Source organism: Vulcanococcus sp. CPBay_Sum15L08_68 (assembly GCF_017855895.1).
GTDB lineage: Bacteria > Cyanobacteriota > Cyanobacteriia > PCC-6307 > Cyanobiaceae > Vulcanococcus.
In genome coordinates this window covers 1-15,991 of sequence record NZ_JAFMFX010000042.1, presented here as the reverse complement: position 1 = coordinate 15,991, position 15,991 = coordinate 1, and the positions used below count along the sequence as shown (strand labels likewise).

Below are 15,991 nucleotides of genomic sequence, written 5' to 3'. Positions count from 1 at the left end.
CGGCCATGAAGGCCTCCTGGGGCACCTCGACCTTGCCCATCGCCTTCATCCGCTTTTTGCCCTTGGCCTGCTTCTGCAGCAGTTTCTTCTTCCGGGAGATGTCGCCGCCGTAGCACTTGGCGAGCACGTCCTTGCGCATCGCACTGATGCTCTCCGACGCAATCACGCGGCTACCAATGGAGGCCTGGATCGGGATCTTGAACTGCTGGCGGGGGATCAACTCCTTGAGCTTCTCCACCAGGCCCTTGCCCACGTTGTAGGCCTTGTCCCGGTGCACGATCGTCGTCAGGGGGTCGGCCCGCTCGGCATTGATCAGGACATCCAGGCGCACCAGATCGTTCTTGCGGTAGCCGATGAGGGAGTACTCCATCGAGGCGTAGCCCTTGGTGCGCGACTTCATCTGATCGAAGAAGTCCGTCACCACCTCCGCCAGGGGCATCTCGTAGTGGAGGGTCACCCGCTCGGTGGTGATGAACTTCATGTCGATGAACTCACCGCGGCGCTCCTGGCAGAGCTCCATCAAGGTGCCGTTGTAGGTATTCGGCGTGTAGATCTCGAGCTTCACGTAGGGCTCTTCGATCGATTCGCGCTTCTGGGGATCCGGCAGCGTCGCGGGGTTGTCGACCATCAAGGTCTGCCCGTCGAGCATGTTCACCTGATAGATCACCGATGGGGCGGTGACGATCAGATCGAGGTTGTACTCGCGCTCCAGACGCTCCTGGACGATCTCCATGTGCAGGAGACCCAGGAAGCCGCAGCGGAAGCCAAAGCCCATCGCGCTGCTGGTCTCGGGCTCGTACTTCAGGGCCGCATCACTCAGCTGCAGCTTGTCCAGGGCCTCGCGCAGATCCGGGTACTGGTCGGCGTCGGTCGGGAACAGGCCGCAGAACACCATCGGCTTGGCCTCGGTGTAACCCGGCAGCGGCGCCTCGGCGGGGTTGTTCACCAGGGTGATCGTGTCGCCCACGCGGGCATCGGCCACGGCCTTGATCGAGGCCGCCAGGTAACCCACCTCACCGGCCTGCAGGCTGTCGACCTTGCGCTGGTCGGGGGCCATCACCCCCACCTCATCGAGTTCGTAGGTCTTCTTGCTGGCCATCAGCAGCACCTTGTCCTTGGTGCTGATCGAGCCGGAGATCACCCGGAAGTAGACGATCACCCCGCGGTAGGGGTCGTAATAGGAGTCGAAGATCAGCGCCCGCAGGGGCTCCTTCACCCGATCCGGCGGCGGCGGAACGCGGTCCACCACGGCCTGCAGGATCTCGGGAACCCCCAGGCCACTCTTGGCCGAGCAGGGGATCGCCCCGGTGCAGTCCAGGCCGATGATTGCCTCGATCTCTTCGCTGATCCGATCGGGGTCGGCACCGGGCAGGTCGATCTTGTTGAGGACCGGGATGATCTCCAGGTCGTTCTCCAGGGCCAGATAGACGTTGGCCAGGGTCTGCGCCTCGACGCCCTGGCTGGCGTCCACCACCAGCAGCGCCCCCTCACAGGCCTGCAGGGAGCGGCTCACCTCATAGGAGAAGTCAACGTGACCGGGGGTGTCGATCAGGTTGAGGATGTAGGTCTCGCCGTCGGCCGCCTTGTACTCCATGCGCGCGGCCTGGAGCTTGATCGTGATCCCGCGCTCGCGCTCCAGTTCCATGTTGTCCAGGAACTGCTCCTGCATGTCCCGGACAGCCACCGTGCCGGTGTCCTGCAGCAGTCGATCGGCCAGGGTCGACTTGCCGTGGTCGATGTGGGCAATGATGCAGAAATTGCGGATCCGTGAAGCGGGGACGTCGGTCATGCGCTGGTGGAAGTCCCGGCTCGGACGGCCCTGATCCTAGGCAGCGGTCCCGCGTTCCTAAGCTCGGCGCAACTCCGTCTCAGCGCGATGAGCACCGAAACCCCAGCCGCAGCAGCCACCGAAAACGCCGATCCCCGCGCCCTCACGATTGAGAACGTGGAGCGCACCCTCGATGAGCTGCGTCCTTATCTGATGGCCGACGGCGGCAACGTGGAAGTGGTGGAAATCGACGGTCCGATCGTCAAGGTGCGTCTGCAGGGCGCCTGCGGCTCCTGCCCCAGCAGCACCATGACCCTGAAGATGGGCATCGAGCGCAAGCTGCGCGAGGCCATTCCCGAAGTCAGCGAAGTCGTTCAGGTCCTCTGAGGCCCGGCCCCTAGGCTCAAGCCCACCTCTGAACCCTGGGCCCGTGCTGGATCAGCGCCTGCTGCGCGACAACCCTGAGCTCATCACCGAGCAGCTGGGACGCCGCGGCATGAAGCTCGATCTCACGGGCCTGCAGCTGATGGCGCGCCAGGAGCGCGATCTCGAAGAAAAACGCAGCAACCTCCAGGCCGAAGGCAACCGCATCGGCAAGGAGGTGGGCCTGAAGATCAAGGGCGGCGCCGCACCGGGCAGCCCCGAGGTGCAGGCCCTGCGCGATGAGGGCAACCGGATCAAGCAACAGGTCGCGGTCCTCGAGGAGGAAGAGAAGACCCTCGAGGCCAAGCTGCGCGAGGAGCTGCTGACCCTGCCCAACCTGCCCTCGGCCGAGGCCCCCGACGGCAAGGACGAGAACGACAACGTCGAGATCAAGACCTGGGGCAGCCCCCGGGCCAAGGAGGACTGGCTCGAGGAGCACTGGCAGATCGCCGAGCGCCTGGGGCTGTTTGAGACCGAGCGCTCCGTGCGCATCGCCCAGAGCCGCTTTGTGACCCTGATGGGTCTGGGTGCCCGGCTCGAGCGCTCCCTGATCAACTTCATGCTCGACCTGCACGGCGGCAAGGGCTACCGCGAGGTCCTGCCGCCGATCCTGGTCAACAGCGCCAGCCTCACCGGCTCAGGCCAGCTGCCGAAGTTCGCCGAGGAGAGCTTCCGCTGCGCCGAGGACGACCTCTGGCTGACCCCCACCGCCGAGGTGCCCGTCACCTCCCTGCACCGCGGCGAGGTCATTCCCGCCGATCAGCTGCCGCTGAAGTACGTCGCCTACACCCCCTGCTTCCGCCGCGAGGCCGGCAGCTATGGCCGGGACACCCGCGGCCTGATCCGCCTGCACCAGTTCAACAAGGTGGAGCTCTACTGGTTCTGCCACCCGGAGCACTCCGCGGACGCCCACCAGCAGATCACCGCGGATGCCGAGGCGGTGCTCGAAGCCCTGGAGCTGCCCTACCGCAAGATCGAGCTCTGCACCGGCGACATGGGCTTCTCCGCCACCCGCACCTACGACCTCGAGGTCTGGCTGCCGGGGGCCGGTGCCTACCGCGAGATCTCCAGCTGCTCGGTCTGCGGCGACTTCCAGGCCCGCCGCTCCGCCATCCGTTGCAAGGAGGGCAAGACCACCCAACTGCTGCACACCCTCAACGGCAGTGGCCTGGCCGTCGGCCGCACCATGGCCGCCCTGCTGGAGAACGGTCAGCAGATCGACGGTTCGATCAAGCTCCCCGCCGCCCTGGTGCCCTACTTCGGCTCGGACACCATTCCCGCGGCCTAGGCGCTCAGGCCCAGCAGCCCATTGCTGCGCTCACGGATCTGGGCCAGGCGCTCGGCGCTGGCCCCCAGCTCCTCACCCCAGGAGGGGATCAGGGCCTTGAGCTTCTGCTGCCAGGCCTCACTGGCGAAGCGCTCGCCCATGCAGCGCTGCAGCACCTCCAGCATCGTGTCCACCGCCGTCGAGGCCCCGGGGGAAGCGCCCAACAGGGCCGCCAGGGAGCCATCGGCACTGCTCACCACCTCGGTGCCCATCTGCAGGCTGCCGCGGCCATTCACCTGCTTGATGATCTGCACCCGCTGGCCGGCCACCGCCAGCTCCCAGTCATTGGCGTTGACCTGCGGCAGGAAGTCCCGCAGGCTGTCGATCCGCTGCTTCGGGCGCTGGATCACCTGACCCACCAGGTAGCGCACCAAATCAAAGTTCTTGGCCCCCACCTGCAGGGTCGGCAGCAGGTTGTAGGGCTTGATCGAGCGACCCAGATCCCACAGGGATCCCTGCCTCAAAAAGCGGGTACTGAACCCGGCGTAGGGACCAAAGAGCAGCGCCCGCTTGCCCTCGATCCAGCGAGTATCCAGGTGGGGGACGGACATCGGCGGCGCCCCGACCGCAGCCTTGCCATAGACCTTGGCGTTGTGCCCCTCAATCACCGCCGGGTTGCGGCAGACCAGCCACTGGCCGCTGACCGGGAAAGCGCCATAGACCCGCGCCTCGGGAATCCCGGAGCGCTGCAGCAGCGGCAGGCTGCCGCCCCCGGCCCCCAAAAAGACAAACGGTGCCTCCAGCTCGCCTGCGCTGGTCTGCACGCGCCAACCGGCCCCGCCCCGCTCGAGCCCCAGCACCTGCTGCCCCAGGCGCAGGTCCACACCCTTCAGCAGCGCCCGGGTCAGGGAGCCGAAGTTCACATCCGTGCCGCGGGTCACCCGGGTGGCGGCCAGGGGTTGATCCAGGCGGCGGCCGGCCATCACCAAGGGCATCCATTCCCTTAATTGCTCGGGGTCGCTGCTCCAGGCCATGTCGGCGAACTGGGGCGAGCCCTGCAGGGCCTCAAAGCGGCGGCGCAGGTAATCGACATTGGCCTGCCCCCAGACAAAGCTCAGGTGGGGCACGGCGCGAATGAACCCCGCGGGATCGCTGAGCTGCTGGCCCTCCACCAGGGAACTCCAGAACTCCAGGCTGCGTTCAAAGGAGGCGTTGATCGCTAGAGCCTTGCCGGTGGGGACCGAGCCGTCGGCGGCCTCTGGGGTGTAGTTGAGCTCGCAGTTGGCGGCGTGGCCGGTGCCGGCGTTGTTCATCGGCCCGCTGCTCTCGCGCCCCAGCTGCGGGAGCCGCTCCAGCACCACCACCTTCAGGCTGGGATCGAGCTGCCGAAGCAGGTTCGCCAGGGTGGCGCCCATGATTCCGGCGCCCACCAGGAGGGCATCACAGCGTTCACTCATGGAGCCGGAGTCGGGCGGGGCGCACTAACAACCAACGCTATGGCCGTGCCTTCCCCCCACAATGGACGGACTTTGGATCTGCAGAGATGGGCGTCCTGACGGCTCTGGCGATCCTGGCCGGCCTGATCGTGGTGCATGAGGCGGGGCACTTCTTTGCCGCCACCTGGCAGGGGATCCGCGTCAGCGGCTTCTCCGTCGGCTTTGGCCCGGTGCTGCTGCAGAAGCAGCGGCGGGGGGTGCAGTTCGCCCTGCGGGCCATTCCCCTGGGGGGCTTTGTCTCCTTCCCCGATGACGACGAAGACAGCAGCATCCCCTCGGATGACCCCGATCTGCTGACCAACCGCCCCCTGCCCCAGCGGGCCCTGGTGATCGCCGCTGGCGTGATCGCCAACCTGCTCTTGGCCTGGGCGGTGCTGATGGCCCAGGGGGCCTTCGTGGGCATCCCCGCTGGCTTCAGCGCTACGCCCGGCGTGCTGGTCTCGGGCGTGCAGCAGGGCCAGGCCGCTGCCGCCTCGGGCCTGAAGGCCGGCGATCGGATCCTGGCGGTGGACGGCCGCGACCTGGGCGGCGGCCAGAGCGCCGTCAGCCAATTGGTCGAGCTGGTGAAGGGCGCCCCCGATCAAACCCTGCGCCTGCAGGCCGAGCGCCAGGGCCAAGCCCTGGAACTGCAGCTGACCCCCGCTGATTTGAGCGGCATCGGCCGCATCGGCGCCCAACTGCAACCCAGCGGCACCGAGGCCTTCCGCCGCCCCCGCAGCCCGATCGAGGTGATCCAGCAGGCCAACCACGATGTCGCCCTGCTCACCAAGCGGACGGTGGATGGCTTCATCACCCTCGTGACCCACTTCGGTGAGACCGCCGGGCAGGTCTCCGGTCCGGTGAAGATCGTCGAGATGGGCGCCTCCCTGGCCAAACAGGGCGGCAGCAGCCTCTTCCTCTACACCGCCTTGATCTCGATCAACCTGGCGGTGCTCAATGCCCTGCCGCTGCCGATGCTCGATGGCGGGCAGTTCGTCCTGCTGCTGCTGGAGGGTCTGCGCCGCAAGCCCCTGCCCGAGAAGTTCCAGATGGCCTTCATGCAGTCGGGCTTTGTCCTGCTGGTGGGCCTCAGCGTGGTGCTGATCGTCAAGGACACCAGCCAGCTGGCGGCGGTCCAACAGCTGCTGGGACGCTAAGAGGTAGGCTTTCTGGTCACTGCTTACGAGATCCAGGCCGCATGGCGAAGAAGTCGATGATTGCGCGCGACGTCAAGCGCCAAAAGCTTGTTGATCGCTACGCCGCCAAGCGCGCAGCTCTGATGGCCGCCTTCGAAGCCGCTGGCGATCCGATGGAGCGCCTGGAGATCCACCGCAAGATCCAGAACCTGCCCCGCAACAGCGCTCGCGTGCGTCTGCGCAACCGCTGCTGGGCCACCGGCAAGCCCCGTGGTGTGTACCGCGACTTCGGCCTGTGCCGCAACCAGCTGCGTGAGCGCGCCCACAAAGGCGAACTGCCCGGCGTGGTCAAGTCCTCCTGGTGAGTCTCTCGATCGCTTGATCGACCGTCAGGGCGCCGAAAGGCGCCTTTTTTGTTGCTTGCCTGCGTTGTGGCATTCCGAAAGAGATTGCGCCTGTTTTTCGCAAGCCTTTGGGCTCAGATGCAAGAATTGCTCTTGACAACAAACAAGACATAAGCCCACGTGCAAGGTCACACTCAGTCGGTCTCCTTCGATGGTCGGGAGATCCGACTGACCACAGGTCGGTTCGCCCCGCAGGCCGGGGGTTCCGTCATGGTCGAATGCGGAGATACCTCTGTTCTCGTCACTGCCACCCGCTCCGGCGGCCGTGAGGGCATCGATTTTCTGCCGCTGATTTGCGATTACGAGGAGCGTCTCTACGCCGCTGGTCGTATCCCCGGCAGCTTCATGCGCCGCGAGAGCCGTCCCCCCGAGCGCGCCACCCTGATCGCGCGTCTCATTGACCGCCCGATGCGCCCGCTGTTCCCCAGCTGGCTGCGGGATGACCTGCAGGTCGTCGCCACCTGCATGTCCCTGGATGAGCGGGTTCCGCCCGATGTCCTGGCGGTGACCGGCGCCTCCCTGGCCACCCTGCTGGCCAAGATCCCCTTCAACGGCCCGATGGCGGCTGTGCGGGTCGGCCTGCTGGGCGATGACTTCATCCTGAACCCCAGCTACCGCGAGATCGAGCGCTCTGAGCTGGATCTGGTGGTCGCCGGCACCCCCCAGGGCGTGATCATGGTCGAGGCGGGCGCCAACCAGCTGCCCGAGCAGGACGTGATCGAGGCGATCGACTTCGGCTACGAGGCCGTCTGCGAACTGATCAAGGTCCAGCAGACCCTGCTCAAGGAGCTCGGCATCGAGCAGGTCATCCCCGAGGCCCAGACCGTCGACGCCACCCTGCCCACCTTCCTGGAGAAGGAATGCAGCAAGGGCATCGGCGATGTCCTCAAGCAGTTCAGCCTGACCAAGGCCGAGCGCGACGAACAGCTCGATGCGATCAAGGCCCAGGCGGCCGAGAAGATCAGCGGCCTCAAGGACGACGACGCCGTGAAGGTGGCCGTCAGCAGCAACGGCAAGGCCCTGGGCAACAACTACAAGGCGCTCACCAAGAAGCTGATGCGCGCCCAGATCGTCAACGACGGCAAGCGCGTCGACGGCCGCAACCTCGATGAGGTGCGTCCGATCAGCGCCGCCGCCGGTGTGCTGCCCAAGCGCGTGCACGGCTCCGGTCTGTTCCAGCGCGGCATGACCCAGGTGCTCTCCTGCGCCACCCTCGGCACCCCGAGCGACGCCCAGGAGATGGACGACCTGAACCCGTCCAACGAGAAGACCTACCTCCACCACTACAACTTCCCCCCCTACTCCGTCGGCGAGACCCGCCCGATGCGCAGCCCCGGCCGCCGCGAGATCGGCCACGGCGCCCTGGCGGAGCGGGCCCTGATCCCCGTCCTCCCCAGCAAGGAGAGCTTCCCCTACGTGCTTCGCGTGGTGTCGGAATGCCTGAGCTCCAACGGCTCCACCTCGATGGGTTCGGTCTGCGGCAGCACCCTGGCCCTGATGGATGCCGGCGTGCCCCTGAAGGCCCCCGTGAGCGGTGCCGCCATGGGCCTGATCAAGGAGGGCTCTGAGGTCCGGATCCTCACCGACATCCAAGGCATCGAGGACTTCCTCGGCGACATGGACTTCAAGGTGGCCGGCACCGAGAAGGGCATCACCGCCCTGCAGATGGACATGAAGATCACCGGTCTCGAAGTGAAGACCGTGGCTGAGGCGATCAACCAGGCCCGTCCGGCCCGTCTGCACATCCTCGAGAAGATGCTCGCGGCGATCGACAAGCCCCGCGATGTCCTGAGCCCCCACGCCCCTCGCCTGCTCAGCTTCCGGATCGACCCCGAGCTGATCGGCACCGTGATCGGCCCCGGCGGCCGCACGATCAAGGGCATCACCGAGCGCACCAACACCAAGATCGACATCGAGGACGGCGGCATCGTCACGATCGCCAGCCACGACGGTGCAGCCGCTGAGGAAGCGCAGCGCATCATCGAGGGCCTCACCCGTCGCGTCTCTGAAGGCGAGGTCTTCAGCGGTGCCGTCACCCGGGTCATCCCGATCGGCGCCTTCGTCGAGATCCTTCCTGGCAAGGAAGGCATGATCCACATCTCCCAACTCAGCGAAGCCCGCGTGGAGAAGGTGGAAGACGTGGTGAAGGTGGGTGACCACGTCACCGTCCGCGTCCGCGAGATCGACAACCGCGGCCGGATCAACCTCACCCTGCGCGGGGTTCCCCAGCAGGACGAGCCCGCCCAGGCCTGATCGAACGAAGCCCCCGCAAGGGGGCTTTTTTTATGGCCTAAACCGCGAAGCCCGGATCAATGCGGGCCATCGCCGCAGCGGCCTTCTCGCAGAGCTCCTGGTGGCTGACGCCATGGCTGGCGATCAGGCAACCGGCTTGGCGCACATCGCCGGTGTTGTAGCGAAGCGGTGCACCGTCAGCGTGAGTGAAGGCGCCACCGGCCGCCTTGAGCACGGCCTCGGGAGCCGCCATGTCCCAGTCCTTCGGGGCGCTCTTGCCCGAGAGGGAGATGTAGACGTCGGTCTCACCCCGCAGGATCGTGGCCACCTTGCCGCCGACGCTGCCGATGGCCTTGGTGTCGCCCAGGGCCAGGGCCTCCAGCAGCTGCTCGAGCCGTTGGTCCCGGTGGTTGCGGCTGGCCACCAGCACCATCTCGGAGAGGGCCTGACGGGAACTGAGCTGGGCGGGCTGCTGCTCACCGGCGCGGTTCTCCCGCCAGGCGCGGCCCTCGGGCACCAGGCCGAACCAGAGGTCCTCCAGCAGCGGCTGAAGCACCACCCCCAAGACGGCCTCACCGCGGTGGACCAGCGCCAGGTGCACGGCGTACTCGCCGGTGCCCTGCAGGAAATCCTTGGTGCCATCGAGGGGATCCAGGATCCAGAGCCACTCGGCATCCAGGGGTTCCCCGGCGGTCAGTTGCTCCTTGGCGGTCTCCTCGCTCAGCAGGGTCCAACCGGCATCCGGATAGGCCTGGGCCAGGCCATCGAGCAGCCACTGGTTGACCGCCAGATCGGCGGCGCTGACCGGGCCCTCGCCCCCTTCATCGACGCTCAGGGCCTTGGGGAAGCCATAGGGGGGCTGCTCGCCGCGGCCATAGGCCAGCAGGATGTCGGCGGCACCCCAGCAGAGCCGGCGCAGATCCGCCAAGAGCTGCTTCTCCTCGATGCCAGGGGGGAAGCAGGCGGCGGCGGGCATCATGGAAGGGCAAAGGAGCATTGTGATGCAGGGCGCTGAACCCGCTGCAGGCGTGCTCTATCTGGTGGGCACCCCGATCGGGAACACCGGCGATCTCTCGCCCCGGGCCAAGACCGTGCTGGCCGGGGCCGATCGCATTGCCTGCGAAGACACCCGCCGCAGCGGCCTGCTGCTGCACAACCTGGGCATCAAGAACCGTCTGGTGAGCTTCCACGAGCACAACCAGGCCACCCGAATCCCGGAGCTACTCGAGGCCCTGGAGAACGGGGAAGCGATCGCCGTGATCAGCGATGCCGGGCTCCCGGGCATCTCCGATCCCGGCGAGGAGCTGGTGAGCGCCGCCCGCGGCCAGGGGCGAACGGTGATCTGTGTGCCCGGGCCCTGCGCCGCCACCACGGCCCTGGTGAGCAGTGGTCTGCCCTGCGGGCGGTTCTGCTTTGAGGGCTTCCTTCCCCCCAAGGCCACCGCACGCCGCGCCCGCCTGCAGGCCTTGGCCCAAGAGGAGCGGACCCTGGTCTTCTACGAAGCACCCCACCGCCTGCTGGCGCTGCTGGAGGACCTGCTCGAGCTCCTCGGGGACCGGCCGATCGCCGTCACCCGGGAGCTGACCAAGCGCCATGAGCAGCAGGTCGGCCCCAACCTGAGCGCGGCCCTGGCGCACTTCCGCCAGCACCCGCCCCAGGGGGAATTCACCCTGGTCCTGGGCGGCGCCGAGACCAAAGCCAGCGAGCGACCCAGCGATGAGACGCTGCGTGAGCAGCTGCAGGCCCTAGTGAGCGGCGGGCTCAGCCGCAACGATGCCGCTCGCCAACTGGCCCGCAGCACGGGCATCGCCAAACGCGAGCTCTACGCTTTGCTGCATCAAGACGACGACACCCCCTGATGCTGCTGCGCCTGCGCCTGCTTCTGGCCAGCCTCGGCGGTGGGGTGCTGCTGCTGCTGATCCTCTGTCTGGGCGCCCAGAACCTCGATCAACGCACCCGCCTGAACCTGGGGTTTGGCCGCACGGCGGAACTCCCCACGGGCTTTCTCCTGGGGGTCTCCCTGGTGATCGGGGTGATCAGCGGCGGCGCAGCAACGGCCCTGCTGCTGCCGGGCAGTGATCAGGCTTCCGGCAGGGAGTAGAGCAGACCGCCTTCCACCACCAGGCGGGTGATGCCCTGGGCCACCAGATAGGAGGAGCGCCGCTGCAGCACATCGCTGTCGGGCACCTTGATCACCCGCTGGCTGCGGCCGCACTGGCGCTTGGCCTGGCGGGGATTGGTGAACAGCATCAGGGCCTGACGCGCCTGCTCGGCTTCCGGCAGGGAACCGAGCTCAGGGAATTCGTTGAGGGGCTTGGCCTGCAGCTCCACCACCTTGTCCACCAGCATGTAGACGCTGCTGGGCAGCAATCCGGGAAGCAGGGGGATCGGATCGATCAGCTCCGCCGCTGGAACGCCGCCGAGGGGTGCAACCTCCAGAGCGTCATCGCCGTCCTCGAAGGTCTCCTCATCGCCGTCATCGCCGAAGTCATCGGCGTCATCGATCGCTAAGACGCCCGAATCCTCCTCATCGTCTGAGGACTCTTCCGGCTCGCTGGTGCTGGACTCGGGCTCAGGAGCTGGAGCTTCAACAACGGCTGCGGGCTTGGCAGACGAGCGGCTGCGGGATTGCTTCTTGAGCTCAGCGAGCTCGTCGGCATCGATCCCAGCCTTCAGCACCCGGCTGACGGTGTTGGGGCTGCAGCCGTAGCTCGCCGCCAGGGCCTGGGCGGTTTCGCCCTGGCGGTAGCGAGCAACCAGCTCCTCTTTTTGGCCTTCAGTCAGCCGTGGAGCGGGCATGTGGACATCGTTCTCCAGCACACCACCATAGAAGCCTTGGCTCAGCTGGCACAATGCGTCAGATCCAAGCTCCCTTAGCTCAGCTGGATAGAGCAGCTGCCTTCTAAGCAGCCGGTCGTTGGTTCGAATCCAACAGGGGGCGTTTAGAGCTCGTACTCCTCTTCAAAACGCGCCATCAGGCCGTTGTAGAGCGCGAGGGTGCCTTCGGTTTCCTCGCAGAAGCCCTTGACCCGGTAGGCCTCGATCAGGTGGGAGAGGGAGGCGTGCACCTGGGCGAAGGCCTGGGCGAATTCGTTCTGAATATCTTCGTCGCGGATATCTCGGATCTTGGCGGTCATCAACTCAACCTTCCTCTGAGCGACGACCATCGCGGCCTCCATCTCTTTGTTGAGTTTCCGGCGCTTCGCCATCAATCCCGCTCTGGTTGAGCCCCACATCTACACCAGGGGGCGCTAGCGGTAGGGGATGCAATCGAATCCGCGAGAGGTCTTGCCATCACTGGGTGCTGCCGCCACCCAACGGTGTCCCGTTGCAATGCAGGCCTTCAGGGTCGGCATCGGGACCTTGGTCACAGCCACGTCCTTGGGGCCGACCTTGTGGGGCTCAAAGGTGGAGCGCACCAACCAGGCCTCGTAGGCCATCGCCGCCGGCGCAGAGGCCCAGAGCAGACAGCCCAGCAGGAGACGCTTCACGGCGATGCAAGTGCTGGGCGCACCCTGCCATAGACGCCCCTGGGTTACAAACGAGCGGCGCTGATCCAATCGGCTCGGGGGTCACTGCTGCGCGCTGCCCGCAGCTGCTCCAGCAACTGCCGCTCCTGGTCGCTGTAGCGCGCCGGTTGCTTCAGGCTGAGGCTCAGCAGCAGGTCACCGCGACCTCCCTTGACCGGCCAGCCCTTGCCCTTGAGCCGCAGGCTCCGGCCGACGGCCATCGCCGGGGGCACCGTCACCGTCGCTTCTCCATCGGGCGTGGCCACGCGCACCTCACCGCCCAGGGCCAGCTCATCGAGGCTCAGGGGAAGATCCGCCTTGAGCTGGTCTCCGTCGAGGGTCCAGACCGGATGGTCCTGAACCTGAAGGGTGAGATAGAGGTCGCCGCGGCGGCCAGTTCCAGGCTGAAGGTTCCCCTTGCCTTTGAGGCGCAGGCGACTGCCGGGCTTCACACCGGCGGGAATGCGCACCTGAACGCGCTCGTCATTAACCGCCAGGGTGCGCTCGCAGCCGCGGAAGGCCTCCGAGAAGGTCAGGTTGATGCTGGCCTCGGCATCGAGGTTCACCGGCGCCGCCTGACGGCCCGGGGCACCGGCAAAGCCACCGCTGCCAAAGCCGCCGGGGAAGCCTGAGCCAAAACCGCCAAAGCCGCCGGGGGCGCCACCAAAACCACCACCCTGGAATCCGCCAGCCCCACCGCCGGGCCCGCCAAAGCGGCCGAGCAGGTCATTGACGAAGTCATCGAAATTGCCGTAGCGGCCGAAATCGACATCGACACCGCCTGGGCCTGGGCCAGCGCCGGCTTGACTCCAGTACTGCCCGAATTGCTCGTAGCGGCGACGCTTATCGGGGTCAGAGAGCACCTCATAGGCCTCACTGACTTCCTTGAATTTCGCCTCGGCGCCCTTATCCCCGGGATTCACATCCGGGTGGTACTGGCGCGCCAACTTGCGAAAGGCCTTCTTGATCGCGTCCGCATCAGCGCCACGCTCAACGCCCAGAACCTTGAAATAGTCGCGGTAACCGTTGGCGCTCATCGCAGCAGCTGGGAAGGACCGATCAACGGCCCCCTCAGTGTCCCAGCAGCGGGGTGGATTGAGCGAGGGGGAAAACAGGCGGAAGGCCGAACGCGTGACCACCTCCGCCATCGCCCTTAGGGTGCGGCCACCTGTTGTTCAAGCGCCATGGCTGGCCCCCGCAGCGTCCAAGTCCTGGGACGCCTGGCCCTGAGCCTGGGGCTGCTGATCAGCACACCGGCACTACGACCTGCGGCCCAGGCCGCCGAAGAGCAGCCCGCGGCCGCTCGCCCCTCCACGGCTCGGCAACAACAGTTGGCCAAACACCTCAAGGCCCAGGGGTTTGTGGTCTATGGAGCCTGGTGGTGCCCCCACTGCAACACCCAAAAAGAACTCTTCGGCGTGGAGGCCATCGAGCTCCTGCCCTACGTGGAGTGCGACAAAGAAGAGGAGGGCCGCAAGCGCTGCATGGCCGCCAAGGTCCGCGCCTATCCGACCTGGGACTACCAGGGCGAGCGGCGTGAAGGGGTGATGTCCCTGGAGGAACTGGAGGTCTGGAGCAGCTTCTCGGGCGCTCAGTCCGAGTCGGCCACGCCAAAACAGTGAATCAGGGCATCACCCCAGGTGTTCACCCGTTGAAGCTGAGCGTCATCGGCTTGGGATAGCGCCTCGCCATGGGCCCTGAGCACCGCCGGTTTGCTCAGGCTGAAGCCATGGCTCTGGGCGATCGAGAGGATGTCATCCACACCCGTCGCGGCGTGGATGCGGTCGCGAATGGCCTGGTTGTTCCCCACCTTGGACAGGAACGCTTTGAGATCAGCGGCAGACACGCAGCGCAGCGCGAGATTCCTCTCCATGCTGAGTACGACGCCCTGATTTGGCTGCATCGGCCCATGAAATTGCACGTCGCCAATGCGGTCGCGGTCTCCCTGCTCTCGACGGCCGTCTTGGTGCTGGCCTTCAAGGACAACCAGTGCACGACTCCCGCCCCAGCCACAGCTCCTCAAGCGGCGACGAGTCCCGCACCACGGCCAGCCGTCAACGCCCCAGCCCCCCAGAGACCCCGCGCTCAGCGGGAGCTGGGGAAGTTCTGATAACAACAAAGCCGGCACCCAAGGGCACCGGCTTCGAGCAATGGATTCGGTCGGAGCTTCTGAAGGAGGCACACCTGGGGCCAAGGATCCAGGTGTCGAGCGGTGGGTCTCCTGGGGCACCTCAGGCGGTGCAGATGGAGTGCCGTCAAAACTGACGGCCCGCTCACAAGCGGTAGAAGACTGTTGGAGCAGGGGCCTTCGGTCAGCTCGCTCCTGAGGACTGGTTCGGTGGAGTGTCGGTCACATCCGCCTCCGAGATCGATGGGCCCAGCATCGGACCGCCCCAGGCTCTGGGCAATCCGAGTTAATGCCCATTGCCGCTTAGCGCAGGTCCTGGTCGCCGACCTGGGACTGATCCCTGCAGCCCAACACCGCTTCGCTGTGGGTGTAGTGCTTGAACTCCAGCCAGTTGGCACTGGGATCCTGAACAAACAGGGTGTGATGCTCCAGCGGACCACCGGAGTAGCGGCACTTGGGGGGCACAGAGAAGAGGCAGCCCCTGCGCTCCAGCTGCAGCCTCAGCTGCTCCCAACGGGTGAAGGTCTCAAAGACCAGCCCGAAATGTCGGGGATAGATCCCAGGCTGCCCCGGCTCCAGAAGCTGGGGCGTGTGTTGCAAGACCAACTGGTGGCCCTGGAAGTCAAGAATCGAGGCCTGCTCACTCCTGCGCCCGGGCTGGCAGTCCAAGGCCTGGACGTACCAGTCATGACTGCGTTGCAGGTCAATCGCTGGAATCGAGAGATGAAAGCAAGGCCGAACCACGGCGTGCCCCTAGGCCAAGACGGGCCTGGAGAAACGGCCGTTGCAGGCTTTCCAGAACTGGGACTGGGGACTCAGCACCGCCCCATGCAGGCTGCAGAACCCATGGCAGCTCGGATCACCCTTGACGAAGGGGCAACCAGAACAGTGCAGCTGCAATTGGCAACGCAGAGACGCCAACTGCAACTCTCCCCTGGAGCCATGGGCTGGCACAGCGTGGGGGGAATGAAACACGGACTGGATCCCTTGAAGCGCGTGCCCCCGGTCTAGGAACGCTGCTCCAATTCGGCCAACCCAAAGGAGCGAACGCAAACAGCGGTGGCAGCAGCCAGCGGCGATGGCTACGACAGGACCAGTCGAAGAGAAGCTGTGGAAGACGGACTCTTGGGGCTGGCCGGGCTGGTGATTCTCCTGGCCCTCGCCGGTTTCGGCCTGCAGGAACTGGCCGTTGAGTTGCGAAATGCCCAGGATCACCCCACCACAGAGTGAAGCCGCAGCCACCTGGGGCGATCAGGCGCTAGAGGTGGGATGGATGCCGCCCAATCCATGGCCCTTCAACGCCTGCGCTCGATCAAAAAGCGCCTGATGCAATCAATGGACCGCCTCACCCAAGGGGGATCCAAACGGGCCTACACCAAAAAAGTCCTCAGCCAGAAAAGTCACGAGGCCTATGAAGTGGTCTGTGGGGTGGCTGGCTGCGTTCTCAAAAAGAAAGACGTCTCCAAGTCCTGAGTAGACGTACCCATGGCAACCCCGACCGGGAGCGCTTCGATGGGGTCGGCAAATGGGAACCTCAACCGCGGCTGGGAATCCGCGGTTTTTTTGTGGCCAGCGAGCTGAAGCACCGCATGAAGAAGGGGCCTCCCAGCCCCCATGGATCATTTGGTTGATAAGGCTGATCTAACCCC

General features: G+C 66.0%; 20 protein-coding genes and 1 tRNA gene. 12 read left to right on the top strand and 9 right to left on the bottom strand.

What is annotated here, in order from left to right:
* A partial coding sequence (lepA, locus tag QZ189_RS07875; RefSeq protein WP_296421472.1) for a translation elongation factor 4 occupies positions 1 to 1,789 on the bottom strand: 1,789 nt, incomplete at its 3' end.
* An 87-nt stretch (positions 1,790 to 1,876) separates the two neighbouring features.
* Between lepA and QZ189_RS07870 the strand changes: the two genes are divergently transcribed.
* On the top strand, positions 1,877 to 2,155 hold the full coding sequence (locus tag QZ189_RS07870) for a NifU family protein (protein WP_010312903.1): 279 nt from the start codon (positions 1,877 to 1,879) through the stop codon (positions 2,153 to 2,155).
* A gap of 43 nt (positions 2,156 to 2,198) precedes the next feature.
* Positions 2,199 to 3,479: a serine--tRNA ligase gene (gene serS, locus QZ189_RS07865; protein ID WP_296416603.1), complete on the top strand. Its 1,281-nt coding sequence runs from the start codon at positions 2,199 to 2,201 to the stop codon at positions 3,477 to 3,479.
* Here serS and mqo read toward each other — a convergent pair.
* Positions 3,476 to 4,915, bottom strand: coding sequence for a malate dehydrogenase (quinone) (gene mqo / locus QZ189_RS07860; RefSeq protein ID WP_296421471.1), 1,440 nt, complete (start codon positions 4,913 to 4,915; stop codon positions 3,476 to 3,478). The two genes, serS and mqo, sit on opposite strands and share 4 nt — an antisense overlap.
* A gap of 86 nt (positions 4,916 to 5,001) precedes the next feature.
* Here mqo and rseP point away from each other — a divergent pair, with 86 nt between their 5' ends.
* The 3 genes from rseP (at position 5,002) to QZ189_RS07845 (ending at position 8,726) form a co-directional block, all read left to right on the top strand.
* The gene (rseP, locus tag QZ189_RS07855) at positions 5,002 to 6,090 is read left to right on the top strand and encodes an RIP metalloprotease RseP (protein ID WP_247479450.1); all 1,089 of its coding nucleotides are present in this window, start codon (positions 5,002 to 5,004) and stop codon (positions 6,088 to 6,090) included.
* Between the two features lie 41 nt (positions 6,091 to 6,131).
* Positions 6,132 to 6,434 (top strand): 30S ribosomal protein S14, encoded by a 303-nt coding sequence (gene rpsN, locus QZ189_RS07850; RefSeq protein WP_010312910.1) that lies wholly within the window; start codon positions 6,132 to 6,134, stop codon positions 6,432 to 6,434.
* A gap of 159 nt (positions 6,435 to 6,593) precedes the next feature.
* Positions 6,594 to 8,726, top strand: coding sequence for a polyribonucleotide nucleotidyltransferase (locus tag QZ189_RS07845; protein WP_296416601.1), 2,133 nt, complete (start codon positions 6,594 to 6,596; stop codon positions 8,724 to 8,726).
* 37 nt (positions 8,727 to 8,763) lie between these two features.
* On the opposite strand, the gene QZ189_RS07840 is transcribed toward QZ189_RS07845, so the two are convergent.
* The gene (locus tag QZ189_RS07840; protein WP_296421474.1) at positions 8,764 to 9,684 is read right to left on the bottom strand and encodes a 3'(2'),5'-bisphosphate nucleotidase CysQ; all 921 of its coding nucleotides are present in this window, start codon (positions 9,682 to 9,684) and stop codon (positions 8,764 to 8,766) included.
* A gap of 22 nt (positions 9,685 to 9,706) precedes the next feature.
* Here QZ189_RS07840 and rsmI point away from each other — a divergent pair, with 22 nt between their 5' ends.
* Together rsmI and QZ189_RS07830 are read left to right on the top strand one after the other, a co-directional pair.
* A complete protein-coding gene (gene rsmI, locus QZ189_RS07835; RefSeq protein WP_296416600.1) occupies positions 9,707 to 10,564 on the top strand; it encodes a 16S rRNA (cytidine(1402)-2'-O)-methyltransferase in 858 nt (285 codons plus the stop codon).
* A complete protein-coding gene (locus QZ189_RS07830; protein ID WP_010312917.1) occupies positions 10,564 to 10,806 on the top strand; it encodes a hypothetical protein in 243 nt (80 codons plus the stop codon). The genes rsmI and QZ189_RS07830 overlap by 1 nt, the downstream gene beginning before the upstream one ends.
* Here QZ189_RS07830 and QZ189_RS07825 read toward each other — a convergent pair.
* Complete coding sequence (locus QZ189_RS07825) at positions 10,785 to 11,504, bottom strand: hypothetical protein (RefSeq protein ID WP_296421473.1); 720 nt, start codon at positions 11,502 to 11,504, stop codon at positions 10,785 to 10,787. The two genes, QZ189_RS07830 and QZ189_RS07825, sit on opposite strands and share 22 nt — an antisense overlap.
* Positions 11,505 to 11,572: 68 nt before the next feature.
* On the opposite strand from QZ189_RS07825, the gene QZ189_RS07820 reads away from it, so the two are divergent.
* Positions 11,573 to 11,646: transfer RNA gene (locus QZ189_RS07820), tRNA-Arg, on the top strand.
* A 1-nt stretch (position 11,647) separates the two neighbouring features.
* Here QZ189_RS07820 and QZ189_RS07815 read toward each other — a convergent pair.
* The 3 genes from QZ189_RS07815 to QZ189_RS07805 are packed head-to-tail and all read right to left on the bottom strand — an operon-like array spanning position 11,648 to position 13,251.
* Entirely contained in the window at positions 11,648 to 11,917 is a 270-nt protein-coding gene (locus QZ189_RS07815) for a hypothetical protein (RefSeq protein WP_156797694.1), read from the bottom strand.
* A 39-nt stretch (positions 11,918 to 11,956) separates the two neighbouring features.
* A complete protein-coding gene (locus QZ189_RS07810; protein WP_296416599.1) occupies positions 11,957 to 12,196 on the bottom strand; it encodes a hypothetical protein in 240 nt (79 codons plus the stop codon).
* 44 nt (positions 12,197 to 12,240) lie between these two features.
* Positions 12,241 to 13,251, bottom strand: coding sequence for a J domain-containing protein (locus tag QZ189_RS07805; RefSeq protein ID WP_029625987.1), 1,011 nt, complete (start codon positions 13,249 to 13,251; stop codon positions 12,241 to 12,243).
* 147 nt (positions 13,252 to 13,398) lie between these two features.
* On the opposite strand from QZ189_RS07805, the gene QZ189_RS07800 reads away from it, so the two are divergent.
* Positions 13,399 to 13,836: a hypothetical protein gene (locus tag QZ189_RS07800; protein WP_296419698.1), complete on the top strand. Its 438-nt coding sequence runs from the start codon at positions 13,399 to 13,401 to the stop codon at positions 13,834 to 13,836.
* On the opposite strand, the gene QZ189_RS07795 is transcribed toward QZ189_RS07800, so the two are convergent.
* Positions 13,806 to 14,060 carry a Nif11-like leader peptide family RiPP precursor gene (locus QZ189_RS07795; protein ID WP_296419700.1) on the bottom strand — a complete coding sequence of 85 codons (255 nt, stop codon included), beginning with the start codon at positions 14,058 to 14,060 and terminating at the stop codon, positions 13,806 to 13,808. The two genes, QZ189_RS07800 and QZ189_RS07795, sit on opposite strands and share 31 nt — an antisense overlap.
* Before the next feature lie 63 nt (positions 14,061 to 14,123).
* On the opposite strand from QZ189_RS07795, the gene QZ189_RS07790 reads away from it, so the two are divergent.
* Positions 14,124 to 14,324, top strand: coding sequence for a hypothetical protein (locus QZ189_RS07790; protein ID WP_247479461.1), 201 nt, complete (start codon positions 14,124 to 14,126; stop codon positions 14,322 to 14,324).
* A 321-nt stretch (positions 14,325 to 14,645) separates the two neighbouring features.
* On the opposite strand, the gene QZ189_RS07785 is transcribed toward QZ189_RS07790, so the two are convergent.
* The gene (locus tag QZ189_RS07785; protein WP_296416286.1) at positions 14,646 to 15,086 is read right to left on the bottom strand and encodes a VOC family protein; all 441 of its coding nucleotides are present in this window, start codon (positions 15,084 to 15,086) and stop codon (positions 14,646 to 14,648) included.
* Positions 15,087 to 15,401: 315 nt separating this feature from the next.
* On the opposite strand from QZ189_RS07785, the gene QZ189_RS07780 reads away from it, so the two are divergent.
* Positions 15,402 to 15,572 carry a hypothetical protein gene (locus tag QZ189_RS07780; RefSeq protein WP_296416287.1) on the top strand — a complete coding sequence of 57 codons (171 nt, stop codon included), beginning with the start codon at positions 15,402 to 15,404 and terminating at the stop codon, positions 15,570 to 15,572.
* Between the two features lie 39 nt (positions 15,573 to 15,611).
* On the top strand, positions 15,612 to 15,815 hold the full coding sequence (locus QZ189_RS07775; protein ID WP_296421470.1) for a hypothetical protein: 204 nt from the start codon (positions 15,612 to 15,614) through the stop codon (positions 15,813 to 15,815).
* The last annotated feature ends 176 nt before the right edge of the window (positions 15,816 to 15,991 follow it).

Coding starts and splice junctions, on each gene's coding strand:
- QZ189_RS07870 (WP_010312903.1), top strand. CDS start 1,877: ATGAGCACCGAAACCCCAGCCGCAGCAGCCACCGAAAACGCCGATCCC.
- mqo (WP_296421471.1), bottom strand. CDS start 4,915: ATGAGTGAACGCTGTGATGCCCTCCTGGTGGGCGCCGGAATCATGGGC.
- rseP (WP_247479450.1), top strand. CDS start 5,002: ATGGGCGTCCTGACGGCTCTGGCGATCCTGGCCGGCCTGATCGTGGTG.
- rpsN (WP_010312910.1), top strand. CDS start 6,132: ATGGCGAAGAAGTCGATGATTGCGCGCGACGTCAAGCGCCAAAAGCTT.
- QZ189_RS07840 (WP_296421474.1), bottom strand. CDS start 9,684: ATGATGCCCGCCGCCGCCTGCTTCCCCCCTGGCATCGAGGAGAAGCAG.
- rsmI (WP_296416600.1), top strand. CDS start 9,707: ATGCAGGGCGCTGAACCCGCTGCAGGCGTGCTCTATCTGGTGGGCACC.
- QZ189_RS07830 (WP_010312917.1), top strand. CDS start 10,564: ATGCTGCTGCGCCTGCGCCTGCTTCTGGCCAGCCTCGGCGGTGGGGTG.
- QZ189_RS07825 (WP_296421473.1), bottom strand. CDS start 11,504: ATGCCCGCTCCACGGCTGACTGAAGGCCAAAAAGAGGAGCTGGTTGCT.
- QZ189_RS07805 (WP_029625987.1), bottom strand. CDS start 13,251: ATGAGCGCCAACGGTTACCGCGACTATTTCAAGGTTCTGGGCGTTGAG.
- QZ189_RS07800 (WP_296419698.1), top strand. CDS start 13,399: ATGGCTGGCCCCCGCAGCGTCCAAGTCCTGGGACGCCTGGCCCTGAGC.
- QZ189_RS07790 (WP_247479461.1), top strand. CDS start 14,124: ATGAAATTGCACGTCGCCAATGCGGTCGCGGTCTCCCTGCTCTCGACG.
- QZ189_RS07775 (WP_296421470.1), top strand. CDS start 15,612: ATGGATGCCGCCCAATCCATGGCCCTTCAACGCCTGCGCTCGATCAAA.